The sequence below is a fragment of the Intestinimonas massiliensis (ex Afouda et al. 2020) genome (assembly GCF_900626285.1).
GTDB lineage: Bacteria > Bacillota > Clostridia > Oscillospirales > Oscillospiraceae > Flavonifractor > Flavonifractor massiliensis_A.
The window spans coordinates 2,399,361-2,417,526 of record NZ_LR131147.1 but is presented as its reverse complement, the minus strand read 5'-3'; the positions used below and the strand labels follow the sequence as shown (position 1 = coordinate 2,417,526).

Here is an 18,166-nt window from a genome sequence, read left to right as displayed (position 1 = left end):
TATGGCCCGTAAATCCGGCCGGAAGGGAGGGCGGTTCCAGTCCTCCATTGTAGCCCGGCTCAACAGCAAGCTGTTTTTCCGGCTGCTGGGCATCTATTTCATGCTGGACCTGCTGCTGGTGCTGCTGTTCTGCGGGGGTCTGGTGGCCTGGTCGGAGGGGCAGGCCGCCAGGCTGGCCCAGTTGGCGGAGGAGCGGGGCGTCCCCTCCCAAGAGGCCACGGAGTGGATGGAGGCGGGCAGCTATACCGTCTCGGCGGGGACAAAGACGGCGGAGGGACTCCGCCTGCCCCACTGGCTGCCCTGCCCGCCGGAGCTGGAGGGCGGAGAGCGGTACTTTGACCCGGGAACGGCGGACCTGCTGCCCCTGGTCACCTTCTCCTCCGGCGGCACCACCAGCTACACCCTGATCACAGAATGCCAGGGGGAGAGCTGCACCATCCGGCTGGACCTGTCCCGCCCGGCGGCCATTTTCGTCTTTACCGCCCGGGTGCTGCTGATCTGCCAGCTGATCAGTCTGGTGCTCAACCTGCTGAAAAACGCGGGCACCATCCGCCGCACCCTGCGGCCCATCCAGGAGCTGGCGGCGGCGGCAGCCCGGCTGAACCAGGCGGCTCAGGGCATGTCCCCGGAGGAGCTCCAGGCCCTGGCGGGCAAGCTGGACGAGATCAACGCCACCCACCTGGACCGGCGGATCTCGGTCACCGGCACCCAGAAGGAGCTGCGCACCCTGGCCCAGGCCATCAATTCCATGCTGGACCGGATCAACGCCGCCTACCGCTCCCAGATGCGCTTCGTGTCCGACGCCAGCCATGAGCTGCGCACCCCCATCGCCGTCATCCAGGGCTACGCCAACCTGCTGGACCGTTGGGGCAAGGATGACCCGGCCACCCGGCAGGAGGCCATTGACGCCATCCGGCAGGAGGCCGATTCCATGAAGGAGCTGGTGGAGCAGCTGCTCTTCCTGGCCCGGGGGGACAACGACTCCATGAAGGTGAGCTTTGAGCCCTTTGATCTCACCGAGGTGGCGGGGGAGGTACTGCGGGAGACCCAGATGATCGACCAGAAGCACAAGTTTTCCGCCCGATGGTCCCTGCCGGTGCCGGTATGGGCCGACCTGGGGCTCATCAAGCAGGCCCTGCGGGTGCTGGTGGACAACGCCTGCAAGTACACCCCCGAGGGGGGACGCATCACCATCTGGGCTGAGGGGGCGGACGGCCTGGCCCGCCTGTCGGTGGAAGACGAGGGCCAGGGCATCGATGCCGACAGCCTGCCCCACATCTTCGACCGCTTCTACCGCACCGACGAGAGCCGGGCCCGCCAGACCGGCGGCACCGGCCTGGGCCTGTCCATCGCCAAGTGGATCGCCGACCGGCACGGCGGCTGGTTCGAGGTCACCTCCTGGCCCGGCGTGGGCACCCGGATCACCCTGGTGCTTCCTCTGGCCCCCATGGACAGGGATGAACAGGAGAACCCATAACTCATTGAGATCTGCTCCTTTGGGGCAGGTCTCTTTTTTTCGCAATTGCAGGGAACTTTTTTCTCCCAGGTACCGTCCAATAATCCGAAACGCAAAACAGGAAAAAGGAGTTATCTGATATGAATCGTCGTTTTCTCGCTCTGGCCCTGGCCGGAACGCTGACCCTGAGCCTGCTCACCGCCTGCGGCGGCGGCACCGACACCCCCGACACCCAGACCACGCCCCCTGTGGTGGAGAGCGCCGTCCCCGAGTCCTCCGCACCCGTGGCCGAGACCACCCCTGCCGTCCCCGAGTCCTCCGCGCCTGTGACTGAGGAAAGCCAGGAGCCCGAATCCCAGCCCTCCTCAAAGCCCTCCGCCGCCCCCACTACCAAGCCCTCCGCCAAACCTACCACCAAGCCCACCCAGNTCCGTTACCCATTTGCTGTTGGGCTTGTCCGCATAAAACTGCCGGTTGAGCAGATTTTTGTACCTGTGAACCTGCTGCCCCATTTGCTGCCATTTCCTGCGGCGGCGGATTTCAGACAGCAGATCGTACTTTTTCATAATTCGCAGCACAGTTTTGGGATTACAGAAAATATTCTGACTTTTCAGCCATATCCACATCCGCCGGTACCCGTAGGTACGCAAGGTGCGTTCCCGCTGCCGTGCAAGCATTTCCGCAAGAGTGGCATCCTTTTCTGGTCTGCCCAGGCGATGGACAAAGGCGTAGTAGCCGCTTCTGGATACTCCAAAAAATTTACACATGACTGCCACTGGATGCTCGGTTCTGTGACGATATATGACATGGTATTTTACCCTTGCCCTCACTTCCTTCCTGTGAAGCACAGAAAATCCCGCAGCAGCTTATTCTCCATACGAAGCCGCTGGATTTCATAGGCCTGCTCTGACACAATGTCTCTTGGTGCGGCGCCTTTCCTCGGCCGTCCTTTGGGCCGCGGGAGAATGCCGGCTTCCAATTTGCGTTCTTTTCTTCGCTCACGCTTAAGCAGCCTTTTTACCACCTGCTTATCCTGAAAGCCGTAGTATTCTGCAACTTCCCGCTGGGTTTTCCCCCCTGCTATCATTGCCTTGATTTCAGGCAGAAGTACTTGAACGTGTGTGTAATTCCGTTTTCCCATGACAAGACCCCCTGATGTAGTCTATTTTCCTACATCAGGGGGTCTTTTGTCACTGTCCGTTTTTACTGGACCTGTTCACGGCGGAGGCAGGGACCTCTTTTTGCCTAATAGCCCAGTTCCTTTAATATCTCTTTGATCTCGCTCTTGTCCGCCTCCGGCGCGGCGCACAGGATCACCGTGTCGTCGATCCGGGACAGGACACAATACGTTCCGCCGGCGGTCAGGGTATATTTCTGACTGTTGATCAGATTGCACTCCATGTATGTCCCCTGCTTCTCTGCCAGCTGGTCCCTCGCCTGCATAAAAAATTGCTCCGCTGCCGTCTCTGACGGGAAGGACAGATATTCCAGGCTGTAGTCCTCCCCCCGGGCCTCATAGGACAGCTCCCAGCTGTCCTCCACACCGGATGGGGCCCCTTCCGTGACGGTATATCCGTATCCGCTCATCTGCGCCGAAAACTCCGCCGGGGACAGGGCGGTTTTGGGCCGGAACAGCATCCAGACCAGGGCCGCCACGACTATCACCAGCACCAGCCCCACCGCTGCCAGGATCCCAATGATCAGCCTCCGGTTCCGTTTGGCCCGTTCCGGGTCCATGCTCCGCTTCTCCGGGTGCTTCTTCAGCAGATAGTCCAGGTGGTCGGCGGCCCCCTGTCCAAAGGTGCGCCTGATCCAGTCCGGGTCATACCTGTCGTTGTTTTTGTCAAAAGAGTAGCTCCAGGACTTTTCCACCGAGTACGCCGTGATCTGCCCCGGTCGGTTGAATTTTTGGGCATCCACATAGATGGTGAAAAAGCTGAGGATGGGCAGCAGACTGCGGTACCCGTCGTCCAGATGCAGATAATAGATATCCAGCCGGTCCCGCACGTCCAGGGGCTTGGTGATCTGGGCGATCTGACGTTCCCCATCAAACACACTGATGACATAGATCTTTCCCAGGGATCGCGCATAGCAGTCGTAGGTCCGGTCCCGGCATTCAATGGTCATCTGGGTGGTAAGGACCCCGTCGATCTGGGTATAAAAGGCGCCCTGTACCGCTCCATCCGGAGACACCACCTGATACTCACCCAGCTTGGTGGCAGTACCGAACAGGTATTTGTATCGGGAGAGGGCCTGCATGGTGTTCTCCAGGATGTTGTAGAACGTGTGGAAAACCTCGTTCCCATTGGCGTCGGTAAAGGTCAGCTCCCGCAGATTTTCCACCTGAAACGGGATCCGGATATCGGCCCATGGCGTCCGGGCCCGGAACAGAATACCCCGCTCCCCTTCCACCTGAAAGAGGTTTTTCCCGTTGGCCTGGGTCTGCCGTATGGTGACGAACATGGCGCTTTTCCCCCATTCTGCCGGCTTCATTTAAGGATATTATACGGTAGCACCCCCTATTTGTCCATGGGTACAAAAAAGCGCCGGCTTCCGCTTACAGGCGGAAGCCGGCGCACTCAGGCTGCTATGTAGTTAGTCGCGCTGAGAATGGGTGGTCATGGAGTGGTTGACCTTACCGATGATAAGAAGCACCACAGCCATGGAGACCACGGCAATGATCAGGTTGATGGCCACGTTCCGGATAAAGCCGGCCAGGATGTAGTTGACGAAGCACACCGCCGCCACAGTGGCCGCATAAGGCAGCTGAGTGGCCACGTGATTCAGGTGGTAGCACTGAGCGCCGGAGGAGGCCATGATGGTGGTATCGGAGATGGGCGAGCAGTGGTCGCCCATAACCGCGCCGCCCAGAGTGGCAGCAATGGCGATCATCAGGATGTCATGGCCGGGGCCGATGTCAGCCACAGTCAGGGCAGTGGCGTCCACACCGGCAAACACGGGGATGACGATGGGCAGGAGGATGGAGAAGGTACCCCAGGAAGTACCGGTGGCGAAGCCCAGGAACGCGGCGATGATGAACACCACGGCGGGCAGGAAGTTGTGCAGGCTGTCGCCGAAGCCGGCCACGATACCGGCCACGAACTCAGGAGCGCCCAGAGCCTTGGTCACGTCGCCGATGGTCCAGGCCAGGCAGAGGATCAGGATGGCGGGCACCATCTGCTTGAAGCCCTCAGGCAGGCAGTCCATCATTTCGGTGAACTTCATGGAGCGGCGCACCATGAAGAAGATCATGGAGATGATCAGGGCGATCAGAGAGCCCAGAGGCAGAGCGGAGAAAGCGTCGGTGTTGGCGAAAGCGGTGAGCACGTCGGTACCGCCGTTCTGGAAGCCCACGAAGACCATGGCGCCCACGCAGCAGATAACCAGGACGATGACGGGGATGACCAGATCGATGACCTTGCCGTTGGGATTGAACTTCATCTCAGTGGCATCGGCGAAGGGCCGCTCGGGGGTGGTGTAGAGGTCGCCCTTGGCGGCGTTGTCCTCGTGCTTCTTCATGGGACCGTAGTCTACATTCAGGCTGGTCATGACGATGATGAAGACCATGGTCAGGATGGCGTAATAGTTATAGGGAATGGCCTTCAGGAAGATCTGGAAGCCAACTTCCTCGTTGTTGATAACGCCGGTGACGGCCGCGGCCCAGGAGGACACGGGCATCATGATACAAACAGGAGCGGCGGTAGCGTCGCACATGTAGGACAGCTTGGCGCGGGAAATGTGATGGCCGTCGGTGACGGGACGCATCACGTTGCCGGTGGTCAGGTTATTGAAGTAGTCGTCCACGCCCAGAACGATGGCCAGAATGAAGGTGGCCCACAGGGCGCCGGACTTGGTCTTGATGTGCTTGACGGCCCAGTCGCCGTAGGCCTTGGAGCCGCCAGCCCGGATCATCAGGGCCACCATGGTGCCCAGAATGACCAGGAACATCAGGATGCCCATGTTGCCGCCGGCGTTGCCGCACAGACGGGACACGAAATCCTGGAGGCCAGCCACCACGTTGCCGTTGGTATACAGCAGGCAGCCGACGATGATGCCCAGGAACAGGGACGAATACACTTCCTTAGTGATCAGAGCCAGAACGATGGCTACCACGGGGGGCAGCAGGGATGCGATGGTACCCCAGGCCGCAATATCGGCGGTGGAGTCGCCCTCAGCAAAGGCGACTGTCGTCAGGATACACGCCAGGGCAAAGATTACCAGCAGAATTCTTCCGAAGCGTTGCATTCGTGGTGAGTTCATAATAACCCTCCCTTATAAATTCGAATCCTAAAAGCCTCCCCAACCCAAGGATTCAACTTCATCATACACTATTATTCACAATTTGGCAACACTTTTTTGTCAGAATTAACAACTCCGCCGTCTCTTTACTGTGTTAAATTTCACATATTGAGCAAAAACCCCGCATTTGCAAGGGCTTTTTGCACCCTTTCGAAACTTTTTTCGTTCCGGCAGCGGATGGTATGCAGGTGAATTCCGCCGGTGAGATCGGACAGCGGCTTGGCCCCGTGGGCCTCCACCCGCCGGATGAACTCCCCTATATCATATCGGCTGCTCAGCCCCAATATGCCGGTAAGCTGACCATAGACCGGATGCTCCACGATCACGTCCACCACCTCGCCCCCGGCATCCACAATGGCGGTAAGCTCAGCCTCCATCTGCTCCGGGGTATGGACGCAGGCCACGGTATGCTCCACCCCGTCCTGACGCCGCTCCAGCACATAGCCCCGGGGCGTGGCCAGGATGTGGGCGCCGCCCGCCCGCAGCAGGGCGATGTCTCCCACGATGATCTGGCGGCTGACGGAGAAGCGCTGGGCCAGCGCCGCCGCACTCAGCGGCCCCTCCGCCTCCTCCAGCGCCCGGGCCACCGCCGTCCGGCGCTCCGCTCCACTGTGTTCTGTCATGGCCGTCCCTCCTTTTTCCTCAGTATAACAGTTCCGACCCAGTGTGTAAATCACCTTGCAATTTCCACCGGCCGACAGTACAATAGAGATAATATCACATCACTGAAAGAGGAGCGTGCGGTTGCTTACAATGGATCGAGAGGAAGCCTTTGAGTTTTTGGACCGGACGGCCCGGGGAATCGCCGAGATGTTCGGCTCCACCTGTGAAACCCTGGTCCACGATATGGGAGATCCCAGCCACCCCATTTTATCAATTTACAACGGCCACGTCTCCGGCCGGACGGTGGGCTCCACCATGGACATTCTGGGCACCGCCCGGGAGCTGGACCAGGACGCCCTGGTCACCGACTTTGTCAATCTGTATGCCACCACCCCGTCGGGGCAGCAGATCAAGAGCAGCACCTTTCACCTGATCGGGGAGGACTACAATCTGGCCCTGGGCATCAACTTCGACTACTCCTCCCTGGTGTACGCCAACCGGATCCTGGTGGACCTGATGAGCGCCGAGGCCGACCTCCAGAGCGCCATGTGGCACGGGGGAGACAAGCAGCTGGGCAATCTGTTTGAGGAGTGCCTGGCGGCGGTGGGCAAGCCGGTAAACGCCCTGAACAAGCGGGACCGGATGAAGATCATCGCCCTGCTGGATCAGAAGAACGCCTTCTCCTTCCGCAAGTCGGTGCCCTTTGTGGCCAAACGGCTCCAGGTGTCCCGGTACACGGTGTACAAATACCTGGGAGAGCTGTCAGGCACCGCCGGCGAGGAGGAGCCTAACGAATCCAACTAAAATGAAGGAGGAATCGCCCTTTATGGACAAGCAGCAGATCAATTCCTATTTTGACGACCCCGCCCGCCGCGCTCAGCTGGTGGGCCACATCTCCCGGCTGGTGCGGGTGCGCAGTGTCCGGGAGGACGCACAGCCCGGCATGCCCTTCGGCCCCGGCCCCGCCGCCGCCCTGGCGGAGGGTCTGAAACTGGCCGGTGAGCTGGGCTTTGCCGTGAAGAATTATGACAACTATGTGGGTACGGTGGACCTGAACGATGAGGAGACCGTCCTGCACATCCTGTGCCACCTGGACGTGGTGGGCGAGGGCACCGGCTGGACAGTGACCGGGCCTTACGAGCCCAAGGAAGTGGACGGGATGCTCTACGGCCGGGGCACCGACGACGACAAAGGCCCCGCCTGCGCCGTGCTGATGGCCATGCAGGCGGTGAAGGATCTGGGCGTGCCGCTGAAAAAGAACGTGCGGCTGATCCTGGGCACCGATGAGGAGAGCGGCTCGGCGGACCTGGCCTACTACTACAGCAAGGAACCCTACGCCCCCTACACCTTCTCTCCTGACGCCGAGTTTCCCCTCATCAACATCGAGAAGGGCAGTTACCGGCCGGTGTTTACCAAGACCTGGGCGGCCGAGGAGGCCACTCCCCGGGTGAAGGAGCTCCACGGCGGCTTCCGCACCAACGTGGTGCCGCCGGAGGCCAGCTGCGTCATCGCCGGCCTGTCCGCTGAGGCGGCCAAGCCCTACTGCGACGCCGCTGCCGGGCGCACCGGCGCCTCCTACGAGCTGAAGGAGGAGGGAGACGACCTGCACATCCTGTGCCACGGCAAGGGGGCCCACGCCTCCACCCCGGCGGAGGGCAACAACGCCATCACCGCCCTGCTGGACCTGCTGTGCGCCCTGCCCCTGGCCAAAGTGGGCTCCACCGCCGGTCTCCACGCCCTGAACGCCCTGTTCCCCCACGGGGACTGCGACGGAAAAGCGCTGGGCATCGCCCAGTCCGACGATATCTCCGGCCCCCTCACTCTGGCCTTTTCCCTGCTGGAGGTCACCCCCACCGGCCTGGAGGGCCAGTTTGACAGCCGGGTGCCTCTCTGCGCCGACGAGGAAAACTGCAAGGCCGTGGCCGAGACCTCCTTTGCCAAGTTCGGCATGACCGCCCGGGGCGACATGCAGGAGCCCCACCACACCCCCGCCGATTCTCCCCTGGTCAAGGTGCTGCTGAACTGCTATGAGCAGTACACCGGCAACAAGGGGGAGTGCCTGGCCATCGGCGGCGGCACCTACGTCCACGACATTCCCGGCGGCGTGGCCTTCGGCTGCGCCATGCCCGGCTTCAACGGCAACATGCACGGCGCCGATGAGCACACCTGCATCGCCGACCAGCTCACCGCCGCCAAGATCTTTACCCAGGCCATCATTGATCTCTGCTCCTGAGTGCAGCACAAAATTGAAGATGAGAGGATGAGCATCCATGAAAGGAAAGACCACCGCACTGGCCCTGACCCTGTCCCTGGCACTGCTGATCCCCCTGTCCGCCTGCGGCGGCGGCCTGAGCGCCGACGATGCGAAATGCTACGTCCAGGGCGTCCTGGATGAAAACTATCTGGGCAAAGCCGACCCGGATTTTCTGAAGCTGATCGACAGCTCGGAGGAGGAGGTGGCGGATGTCTACGACGGCAGTCTGGAGACCGAGGCCCAGTTCTTCCTGGATTCCTTTGTGGAAAGCGAGCTGTCCCAGGAGGAGCAGGACAGCCTGCTGAAGGAGCTGTCCACCATGTACCGGCAAATCTACGCCCACTCCAAGTACTCGGTGGATTCCGCCTCCGAGATGGATGACACCACCTTCAGTGTAAAGGTGACGGTGGAGCCCATCGACATCTTCCACCAGGTGGCGGAGGAGCTGTCCAACGGCGCCGCCGACGAGCTGAACAGCCGCTATCCCGACCAGATGACCGACGAGGAGTACCGGGCCTACGAGCTGGAATGGGTACAGCTGTTTATGGATCTGACCTATGAGAAGCTGCCTGAGCTGGGCTATCTGGAGCCTCAGACCACCCTGGTACAGGTGGCGCTGGGGGACGACGACTACTGGTCCATCCCCGACGACGACTTCTGGTCCCTGGACGCACTGATCATCGACTACAATCTGGGCTGAGATCCTGTGAAAAAATACCGGCCCCGCCTGTCTGACAGGCGGGGCCGGTATTCTTCTTTTGTATCAGTCCGCCTTGCCCCGGCGCAGGTCGCAGATCACCTTGACGATCTGGATGACCAGGGTGGGCAGGAAGGCCAGCAGCACGATCTCCCCCAGGTTGGCAAACCCGAAGGCGGGGGCCACCTGGAACAGGCCCTTGAGGCCGGGGATGAAGAGCACCGCCAGCAGCAGCACCACGCCGGCAAAGAATGCGGCAATGGAGGCCTTGTTGGTGGTCAGCTTCAGGCGGAAGATGGATTCGGCGCCCCGGCAGTTGAAGCCGTGGAACAGCCGGGCCAGGGTGAGGGTGGAAAAGGCCATGGTGGAGGCCATCATCGCGTCGCCCCCCTGGTAGCCCAGGTAGAAGGCGATCATGGTGACCACGGCGATGAGCAGGCCCTGGCCGCCGATGCGGGCCAGGAGAGGCTGGTTGAGGATGGGCTCCTTGGGGTCACGGGGCTTCAGGTCCAGCAGACCCTTCCGGGCGGGCTCCATGCCGATGGCGATGGCGGGCAGGGAGTCGGTAAGCAGGTTGATGAACAGCAGGTGGACCGGCTGGAAGGGCACGGGCAGGGCCAGCAGGGAGGCGTACAGCACACAGAAGATGCCGGCGGTGTTGCCGCTGAGCAGGAACTGGATGGCGTTTTTGATGTTGGCGTACACGCTGCGGCCGTTGACCACCGCCTTGACGATGGTGGCAAAGTTGTCGTCGGCCAGGATCATGGAGGCGGCGTCCTTGGACACCTCGGTACCGGTGATGCCCATGGCCACGCCGATGTCCGCCTTCTTCAGGGCGGGGGCGTCGTTGACGCCGTCGCCGGTCATGGACACGATGCAGCCCTTCCGCTGCCAGGCGTTGACGATGCGGATCTTATGCTCGGGGGACACCCGGGCGTACACCGAGATCTTTTCCAGCCGCTGGTCCAGGTCGGCGTCGGTCATCTGGTCCAGCTCCAGGCCGGACACGGCCTCGTCTCCCTCCCGGAAGATGCCCAGCTGCTTGGCGATGGCGGAGGCGGTGATCTTGTGGTCGCCGGTGATCATAATGGTGCGGATACCGCCCCGCTTGGCGTCGGCCACCGCCTGCACCGCCTCGGGCCGGGGCGGGTCGATCATGGAGATGAGGCCGATGAAGGTAAACTCATTCTCGTCCTCCAGGGTCAGGGGCCGGACACTGTCCAGCTCCTTGCAGGCAAAGGCCAGCACCCGCAGGCCCTCCATGGACAGCTCCATATTCACCCGGGCGATCTCTTCCTTCCGCTCGGGGGTCATCTCCACCTTGCCCTGCCGGGTAAGGAGCCACTTGGACCGGTTCAGCAGCACGTCGATGGCGCCCTTGGTGAACAGGGTGGGCACTCCGTCGATGTCGTGGAGGGTGCTCATCAGCTTGCGGTCGGAGTCAAAGGCCAGCTCACCCAGCCGGGGATGCTGGGCGCGGTAGCTCTCCTCGTCCACGCCGAACTTCTCGCCCAGCATGACCAGGGCCACCTCGGTGGGGTCGCCGATGGAGGCGCCGGTCTCCTGGTTGTTGGTGGCGTCGCTGGCCAGCAGGGCGGCTTTCAGCAGCAGGCGCTGCACGTCGTTCACCAGCTCCAGGTCGTCTCCCTCCAGCAGGGAGCCGTCGGCGTACACCTTCTGGGGGGTCATCTTGTTCTGGGTCAGGGTACCCGTCTTGTCCGAACAGATGACGGAAACGGAGCCCAGGCTCTCCACCGCCTTCAGGTCCTTCATGATGGCGTTCTGTTTGGCCATCTTCTGCGTGCCCATGGCCAGCACGATGGTGACGATGGAGCTGAGGGCCTCTGGGATGGCGGCCACCGCCAGGGCCACGGCAAACATGAGGGAGTCCAGCACCCCCATGCCGGTGCGGAAGATGGACAGGACGAACACCACGGCGCAGATAGCCATGATGACGATAGCCAGCTTGGCAGAGAAGTTGTCCAGGCTCTGCTGGAGGGGGGTCTTGCGCTGCTGGGTCTGGTTCATCAGGGCGGCGATCTTGCCCAGCTCGGTGTCCATGCCGGTGCCGGTGACCAGCACGGTGGCCCGGCCGTAGGTCACCAGGGAGCCGGAAAACACCATGTTCTTCTGGTCGCCCAGGGCCACCTGGCCGCCGCCAATCACGTCGGCGGTCTTGTCCACGCCCTCACTCTCGCCGGTGAGGGAGCTCTCATTGACTTTCAGGGAGAAGTTTTCCAGAATGCGGCCGTCGGCCACCACCATGTCGCCGGCCTCCAGCAGCACAATGTCGCCGGGCACCACGTCGGCGGAGGGGATCTCCACCCGGACGCCGCCCCGGAGCACCTTGGCGGAGGGGGAGGACATGGCCTTCAGGCTCTCCAGGGACTTTTCCGCCTTCAGATACTGGACGGTGCCCAGGATGGCGTTGAGGATGAGCACGGCGAAAATGACGATAGTGCTCTCCACATTCTCCGACACGGCGGAGATGAGGGCCGCGATGATGAGGATGATGACCAGCAGATCCTTGAACTGCTCCAGGAAGATCTGGAGCACACTCTTCTTCTTGCCCTCGGACAGTTTGTTGGGCCCGTACTGCTCCAGCCGGGCCCGGGCCTGCTGGTCGGTCAGGCCCTTCGGGCTGGCCTGCTGGGCCTCCAGCGCCTGGGCGACGGTCTTGCTGTAATATTGCTCTGCCATTATGATCCCTTCCCTTTTTTGGAATGAAAGCGAGAGGGCAACAAAAAAAGACCCCCCGCCAACCGCCGTCCATGACGACAGTTGCCGAAAAGTCTTGTTACCGCATCGGGCGCGTACCGCCAGGCCGGCAACCGGCCGTGATGTTGACGGAACGACTTTCAAACTACTCCCTTTTCAACTGCCGGTATCTTATCACATTTCCGCCGCCAAGTCAATTCCCTTTCCAAGTATCCCCGCTCTTTTCAGCATTATTCCCGGAATGGTTGACGGCACGCCCGCCTTCCGTTATACTTTTTTCAGCAAATCCCTGCCGGAAAGGAGACAACCGATGAAGCCGAAAGCCGTACTTGCCCTGTTGAAAACCGCCTGGGTGCTGGAGCTGATCCTTGCGGTATTTATTCTGGTGGTCACCGTGGTGCAGATGGTGCTGACCGGGAAGGATTCTCTGGAATACCTGCTGATGGGGCAATTCAGCCTGGATCAGTTTCTGGCCAGCACCATGAACATCATCGTGGGCCTGGAGTTTATGAAGATGCTCATTCTCCACACTCCCCGGGCGGTCACCGATGTGCTGCTGTTTGCCATCGCCCGGCAGCTGGTGGTGAGCCACTCCACCCCGGTGGATACCCTGCTGGGGGTCTCCGCCGTAGCGCTGATCTTTGTGATCAAAAAGTTCCTCCACACCAAGGAGGACGACCTGATGGGCCGTCCCCCCGTCAAGCCTCCTGAAAAATAACGGAAAACGCGGAAGCCGCCGGCTTCCGCCTTTTTTATGGGAAATGAAGAATCCGGCCCCTCCCAATCGTATTCTGGGTGAAAGCGCTTTTCAATCCTACCGAAAGGATGTGACAGACATGATGCTGGACCGGGCGGAAGCCCAGCGGCTGGTGGATACCTACTCCGACCTGATCCTCCGGCTGAGCTACACCTATCTGGGCAGCACCGCCGACGCCCAGGATATCTGTCAGGATATCTTTCTCAAGCTGCTGCAAACGCCCCAAACTTTTGACAGCCCGGACCACGAGCGGGCCTGGATCATCCGCGCCGCCGTCAACCTGTGCAAGGACCACCTGAAGAGCCACTGGCACCGGACCACGGTGGCCCTGGAGGCGGCGGAGGCGGTGCCCGCCCCCCAGCCGGAGGAGGGGAGCCTGCTGGCAGCGCTGGAGCTGCTGCCCCCCAAGTACCGGGCCGTCATCTACCTCTATTATTACGAGGGCTATTCCGCCAAGGAGATCGCCGCCCTGCTGGGGGAAAAGCCAGCCACCGTCTTCACCCGGCTGGACCGGGGGCGGCAGAAGCTGCGGACCTACCTGGAACAGGAGGAACTGACATGAAACAGTATAAAGATACCATGGACCGGCTCCGCTTCACCCCGGAGCAGAAGGAACATATGGCGGACCGGCTGATGACGGCGGCGGAGACAGCCGCTCCCCGCCGGGTCCTGCCCATCCGCCGTCTGGCCGCCGCAGGGGTGGCTGCCGCTTTGGTGCTCAGCCTGGGGGTGGCGGGGGCCACCGGCGCTCTGGGAGACGTTGGGGCGGCCTTCTCCGCCATTTTCGGCCCCTCCGCCCAGACCCAGGTCATCGACAAGATCGGCTACCCCGTGGGGGCCTCGGCCACCGACAACGGCATCACCATCACCGCCGACGCCATCGTGGGAGATACCTACAGCTATACCGTGGTGTACACCATCCAGCGGGAGGATGGAGCGCCCCTGGTGGACGATGACATTCTGGCCCGGGCCCCCGACCCGGCCACCGACGCTCTGCCCCTGACCTTCCAGTCCTACGATGCTTCCCTCCAGGGCTACCGGGGAGCCAGCGGCGGCAGCCGCTGGTTCTACGATGCCGACCCCTCCGACAGCGCCATCCAGTTTGTCGAGCTGCGCACCGGCAACCTCCCTCTGGAGCCCGGAAATTTCACCGCCCGGTTCCAGGACCTGCAGGTATACGGAGAGGACTACACCTCCCCCACTACTCTGGCGGAGGGGAGCTGGACGCTGACCTTCCGGCTGGACTTTGAGGATTCCTCCCGGGTCCTGCCCTGTGGGCAGAGCTTTACGCTGGACGGGACGGAGGCCGTGCTCAACACCGTCACCCTCTCCCCCCTGTCCATCCAGGCGGACTACACCATCTATTCCTCGGACGACGGTACCACCGACTGGCTGGAGCCTCTGCCCATGTCTATCACCTATACCGACGGCACCACCCTGGACCTGTCCCACGCCGGGGGCACCTGCACCCGGGGAGAGGATTCCGTCTCCTGCCAGAAGGGCATGATTTTCGATACCATTCGGCCGCTGGATGAGGTGGCCTCCGTCACCGTAGGGGACGTGGTCATCCCCGTCAATCAATAGGCAAAAAACCGGGCCCGCCGTACAAGCAGGCCCGGTTTCCTTATCTCTGATACTCGAATTCCAGGTTGTACAGGGAGACGATGTCCCCGTCCTTGATGCCCATCTCCTCCAGCCGGTCGAACAGGCCGGACTGGCGGAGCATCTTGTCGAACCAGTTCCGGGACTCGTAGTCCCCGAAGTTGACGTTGGCCATGAGCCGCTGGAGCCAGGGGCCCTCCACGATCCAGGTGTCGTCCTCGTGGATGATGTTGAGGGGCTCCGACATATCCACCTCCGGAGGCCGCTCCACATAGGTGGGCTCGTACACCGTGATGGGGGGCAGGTGCTCCAGCTCCCGGGCGGCGGCAAACATCAGCTCCCGGGTGCCCAGCTGGGAGGCGGCGGAGATCTCATAAAAGGGCATCCCCAGGGCCTCCACATGGGCCTTCAGGGCCTCCAAGCCGGTGCGGTCGGCGGCGATATCCACCTTGTTGCCCGCCACGATCATGGGGCGGTTCTCCAGGCCGGAGCCGTACTCCTTCAGCTCCTCCTGAATGGCGTCAAAGTCGGCCACCGGGTCCCGCCCCTCGGAACCGGACACGTCCACCACGTGGATGAGCAGCCGGCACCGGTCGATGTGCCGCAGGAAGTCGTGGCCCAGACCGGCCCCTTCGGCGGCTCCCTCAATGATGCCGGGGATGTCGGCCAGCACGAAGGATACCCCCTCCTCCACATACACCACACCCAGGTTGGGGAACAGGGTGGTGAAGTGGTAGTTGGCAATCTTGGGCCGGGCCTTGGACACCACCGACAGCAGGGTGGACTTGCCCACGTTGGGGAAGCCCACCAGGCCCACGTCGGCCAGCAGCTTCAGCTCCAGGATGACCTGCCGCTCCTGGCCGGGCAGCCCCGCCTTGGCAAACCGGGGCACCTGACGGGTGGGGGTGGCAAAGTGCTTGTTGCCCCAGCCGCCGTTGCCGCCCCTGGCCAGCACGAAGCGGTCGGTCTCCGACATGTCGCAGATGATCTCATTGGTGGCGGCGTCCCGCACCACGGTGCCCTTGGGGACCTTGATGACCAGATCCTCCCCGTCCTTGCCGGAGCAGCGCTTGCCCTGGCCGTCCATGCCGTTGCCCGCCACGTACTTGCGCTTGTAGCGGAAGTCCATCAGGGTGGACATGTGGGGATTGATCTCCAGGACCACGCTGCCGCCCCGGCCGCCGTCGCCGCCGTCGGGACCGCCGGCGGCCACGTACTTCTCCCGGTGGAAGGCCACCGCGCCGTTGCCGCCGTTGCCCGCCTTCACCGTGATGCGGGCGGTATCTACAAAGGGTGCTGCCATAGTTCCTCCTTGTTCTCAAAGAAAAAGCCCCGGAACGGGATTCCGTCCGGGGCTTAGTTTACCCATATTTCAGGCAATTACTGAGCGATCTCCACGATGGAAACCTGCTTGCGGTCCTTGCCCAGGCGCTCGAACTTGACCTTGCCGCTCTTCATGGCGAACAGAGTGTCGTCGCTGCCCTTACCCACGTTGACGCCGGGATGGATATGGGTGCCCCGCTGGCGGACCAGGATGTTGCCGGCCAGAACGAACTGACCGTCGCCCCGCTTCACGCCCAGACGCTTGGCCTCGGAATCACGGCCGTTACGAGTGGAGCCAACGCCCTTCTTGTGGGCGAAGAACTGAATACCGATGTTCAGCATGGTGTCACACCTCCAAACTTGTGTGTTGATGAAACGCTGTGCGGGGAGGTCAGTCCTCCTCCAGCACCAGCACATAGTCGGGATATTCCTCGTGCAGACTGGTCATGTGGACCATGAGAGCGGTCAGAAGGGTCTGACAGGTGCTCTCAGCGGTCTGGCCCAGTCCGCCGGGGAGACGCAGGGAAATGGACGCGTCCCGCTCCTTTACCTTCACCGAGGCTTCCAGCCCCAGCACGTCGTTGACGGCGCATTCCACCAGTCGGACGGCGCTGGTAACGGCAGCGCAGACAATGTCGCTCCCCGCTTCGGCATAGCCGCTGTGGCCCTTCACTGTGAAGCCCACGATGCGGCTGCCCTCCATGTGAAAGGAGACGGTAGTCATCTTACATGGAGATGGCGCCGATGGTCACCTTGGTGTAGGGCTGACGATGGCCCTGACGCTTCCGGTAGCCCTTCTTCGGCTTATACTTGAAGACCAGGATCTTCTTGCCCTTGCCGTTCTTCACCACGGAGGCGTCCACCTTGGCGCCCTCCACCACGGGAGTGCCCACGGTGATCTTGTCCCCGTCAATGACAGCCAGAACCTTGTCGAAGGTCACGGTGTCGCCGGCCTCGTTGGGCAGCTTCTCGATGAACAGAGTGTCGCCCTCCGCCACCTTGTACTGCTTGCCGCCGGTCTCGATGATCGCATGCATGTAGTTTCAACTCCTTCATTACGGGCTCGCTATCGGGGGCGGGAACCGGGGTTCCGCTTGCTTGTCACGCTGCGCGCCCTCTGCGACGGCCAACCGCTCAACACTCCGCCAAAAATGCCGCCGGCCTGCGGCCGACCTGTTTTTTGGTCTGCGTGTCTCGCTGTTGCCCTGCTCCCGGGCGCCTCCGCGCTTCTTACCCATTCAAAGCGGCTCTAATAGTATATCCGCGGAAATCCGGAAAGTCAAGGGTTTTTCTATCTTTTTTCACTTAACCGGCCAAAGTACCAGCCGGTGACACCGTTTTTCTTCACCAGCGCCCGGTCTGGCAGCCGGCGCACCACCGACACCCGGTCCCCCCGCTCGATCCCCAGTCGGTAGTCGGTGGAATCCTCACACCGGGTGACCCCGTCCCGGGTGTAAAGGTACTCGGTGAGCACCTCCAGCTCCCGGCCGGTCTCCAGGTGGCGGCAGCGGGAGAGGTACTTGCCCCGCTCCAGCACCTCCAGCACGTTGCGGCCCCAGCGCACATTCACCGAATCCTCCGACGGGGCCTGGGGGTCCAGGGCCACGGCGGTGGGCAGGCCGTCATAGGCGTACCAGCGGAAGGCTCCGCCGGAGGTCCGGGGCAGCTCCAGGGCGTTGAGCTGGCCGTCCAGCTTCAGCGAGCAGCCGCCGTCGATGCTGGCGATGTGCCGCTCCGGCAGCAGCAGCGGGGCGGCGGAGGGCACATGGGGGTGGTAGAGGGTCACCGGCCAGTGGCCCACGATGCACCACCGGCGGAAGGAGTGTCCCTGGGACAAAAAGTCGTCGTTTTTCATGCACCGCCAGGCGTCCAGACCCTCCAGCCGCTCCTCGTCGGCCACACCGCCGTGGACAAACAGGTAGTCGGGGGTGACCAGAATCTCCGGCATGGCCCCCAGAAAGGCCAGTTCCGGGCCGAAATGCTCCCTGATCACCTGCCGCAGGGCGGGCAGGTCCTCCGGCCCCCTCGGGTCCAACCCCGCCGCCCGGCCCATCTGGATCAGCAGGCACCGGTCGCCCCATACCTTTAAATAGTGGTCATAGAAGGGGTCCTCATCCGCTCCCGGCTCCTCCACGAACTCCCACACCAGGTTGTCGCAGTTGCCCTTCAGACAGTACACCGTATTCTGTTGGGCCAGCTCCATCACCGCCCGCAGCAGCGTGAGGCTGTCCGGTCCCTTTTCCACCAGATCGCCCACCAGCACCAGCACATCGTCCGCCGTATAGTTGGCCGCCGCCAGCACGCCCCGGAAGAAGGGCAGGTTGCCGTGAATATCGCTGATGGCCAGCACCCGCCGTCCGGCGGGAAGCTCCATATGCACCACCCTGGCTTTTCTCGCCATGGATTCCACCTCGCTTTTATCCCATATTGTACCACAGCGGGCGCAAAAAAGGAACG

18 protein-coding genes are annotated in these 18,166 nt (G+C 62.1%); 7 read left to right on the top strand and 11 right to left on the bottom strand.

The window, feature by feature from the left end:
* Position 1: 1 nt before the first annotated feature.
* Positions 2-1,477: a sensor histidine kinase gene (locus E0E41_RS11995; protein ID WP_130870111.1), complete on the top strand. Its 1,476-nt coding sequence runs from the start codon at positions 2-4 to the stop codon at positions 1,475-1,477.
* Positions 1,478-1,821: 344 nt separating this feature from the next.
* On the opposite strand, the gene E0E41_RS19285 is transcribed toward E0E41_RS11995, so the two are convergent.
* The 5 genes from E0E41_RS19285 to E0E41_RS11970 form a co-directional block, all read right to left on the bottom strand.
* Positions 1,822-2,082: an IS3 family transposase gene (locus E0E41_RS19285; RefSeq protein WP_165450546.1), complete on the bottom strand. Its 261-nt coding sequence runs from the start codon at positions 2,080-2,082 to the stop codon at positions 1,822-1,824.
* 200 nt (positions 2,083-2,282) lie between these two features.
* Positions 2,283-2,597: an imidazolonepropionase gene (locus E0E41_RS19280; RefSeq protein WP_130870109.1), complete on the bottom strand. Its 315-nt coding sequence runs from the start codon at positions 2,595-2,597 to the stop codon at positions 2,283-2,285.
* A gap of 104 nt (positions 2,598-2,701) precedes the next feature.
* Positions 2,702-3,919 carry a hypothetical protein gene (locus E0E41_RS11980; protein WP_130870108.1) on the bottom strand — a complete coding sequence of 406 codons (1,218 nt, stop codon included), beginning with the start codon at positions 3,917-3,919 and terminating at the stop codon, positions 2,702-2,704.
* A gap of 132 nt (positions 3,920-4,051) precedes the next feature.
* Entirely contained in the window at positions 4,052-5,716 is a 1,665-nt protein-coding gene (locus E0E41_RS11975; RefSeq protein WP_130870107.1) for a Na+/H+ antiporter NhaC family protein, read from the bottom strand.
* A gap of 140 nt (positions 5,717-5,856) precedes the next feature.
* The gene (locus E0E41_RS11970; protein ID WP_130870106.1) at positions 5,857-6,378 is read right to left on the bottom strand and encodes a transcription repressor NadR; all 522 of its coding nucleotides are present in this window, start codon (positions 6,376-6,378) and stop codon (positions 5,857-5,859) included.
* Between the two features lie 130 nt (positions 6,379-6,508).
* Between E0E41_RS11970 and E0E41_RS11965 the strand changes: the two genes are divergently transcribed.
* The 3 genes from E0E41_RS11965 to E0E41_RS11955 are packed head-to-tail and all read left to right on the top strand — an operon-like array spanning position 6,509 to position 9,312.
* A complete protein-coding gene (locus tag E0E41_RS11965) occupies positions 6,509-7,162 on the top strand; it encodes a helix-turn-helix transcriptional regulator (RefSeq protein ID WP_130870105.1) in 654 nt (217 codons plus the stop codon).
* A gap of 22 nt (positions 7,163-7,184) precedes the next feature.
* Positions 7,185-8,591, top strand: coding sequence for a Sapep family Mn(2+)-dependent dipeptidase (locus E0E41_RS11960; protein WP_130870104.1), 1,407 nt, complete (start codon positions 7,185-7,187; stop codon positions 8,589-8,591).
* A 37-nt stretch (positions 8,592-8,628) separates the two neighbouring features.
* Complete coding sequence (locus tag E0E41_RS11955; protein ID WP_130870103.1) at positions 8,629-9,312, top strand: hypothetical protein; 684 nt, start codon at positions 8,629-8,631, stop codon at positions 9,310-9,312.
* A 63-nt stretch (positions 9,313-9,375) separates the two neighbouring features.
* Here the strand turns inward: E0E41_RS11955 and E0E41_RS11950 are convergent, their stop codons facing one another.
* Positions 9,376-12,009, bottom strand: coding sequence for a cation-translocating P-type ATPase (locus E0E41_RS11950; protein ID WP_130870102.1), 2,634 nt, complete (start codon positions 12,007-12,009; stop codon positions 9,376-9,378).
* Between the two features lie 328 nt (positions 12,010-12,337).
* Here E0E41_RS11950 and E0E41_RS11945 point away from each other — a divergent pair, with 328 nt between their 5' ends.
* The 3 genes from E0E41_RS11945 (at position 12,338) to E0E41_RS11935 (ending at position 14,368) form a co-directional block, all read left to right on the top strand.
* Positions 12,338-12,745 carry a hypothetical protein gene (locus tag E0E41_RS11945; RefSeq protein ID WP_130870101.1) on the top strand — a complete coding sequence of 136 codons (408 nt, stop codon included), beginning with the start codon at positions 12,338-12,340 and terminating at the stop codon, positions 12,743-12,745.
* A 118-nt stretch (positions 12,746-12,863) separates the two neighbouring features.
* Positions 12,864-13,346, top strand: coding sequence for an RNA polymerase sigma factor (locus tag E0E41_RS11940; RefSeq protein WP_130870100.1), 483 nt, complete (start codon positions 12,864-12,866; stop codon positions 13,344-13,346).
* On the top strand, positions 13,343-14,368 hold the full coding sequence (locus E0E41_RS11935) for a DUF4179 domain-containing protein (protein ID WP_130870099.1): 1,026 nt from the start codon (positions 13,343-13,345) through the stop codon (positions 14,366-14,368). The genes E0E41_RS11940 and E0E41_RS11935 overlap by 4 nt, the downstream gene beginning before the upstream one ends.
* Before the next feature lie 40 nt (positions 14,369-14,408).
* Here the strand turns inward: E0E41_RS11935 and obgE are convergent, their stop codons facing one another.
* The 5 genes from obgE to E0E41_RS11910 all read right to left on the bottom strand — a co-directional run bounded on the left by obgE (position 14,409) and on the right by E0E41_RS11910 (position 18,110).
* Positions 14,409-15,689 carry a GTPase ObgE gene (obgE, locus tag E0E41_RS11930; protein WP_130870098.1) on the bottom strand — a complete coding sequence of 427 codons (1,281 nt, stop codon included), beginning with the start codon at positions 15,687-15,689 and terminating at the stop codon, positions 14,409-14,411.
* A gap of 77 nt (positions 15,690-15,766) precedes the next feature.
* Positions 15,767-16,051 (bottom strand): 50S ribosomal protein L27, encoded by a 285-nt coding sequence (rpmA, locus tag E0E41_RS11925; protein WP_130870097.1) that lies wholly within the window; start codon positions 16,049-16,051, stop codon positions 15,767-15,769.
* 49 nt (positions 16,052-16,100) lie between these two features.
* On the bottom strand, positions 16,101-16,433 hold the full coding sequence (locus E0E41_RS11920) for a ribosomal-processing cysteine protease Prp (RefSeq protein WP_087343864.1): 333 nt from the start codon (positions 16,431-16,433) through the stop codon (positions 16,101-16,103).
* A 1-nt stretch (position 16,434) separates the two neighbouring features.
* The gene (gene rplU, locus E0E41_RS11915; RefSeq protein WP_130870096.1) at positions 16,435-16,746 is read right to left on the bottom strand and encodes a 50S ribosomal protein L21; all 312 of its coding nucleotides are present in this window, start codon (positions 16,744-16,746) and stop codon (positions 16,435-16,437) included.
* A gap of 254 nt (positions 16,747-17,000) precedes the next feature.
* Positions 17,001-18,110, bottom strand: coding sequence for a metallophosphoesterase (locus tag E0E41_RS11910; protein ID WP_130870095.1), 1,110 nt, complete (start codon positions 18,108-18,110; stop codon positions 17,001-17,003).
* Positions 18,111-18,166 lie beyond the last annotated feature (56 nt).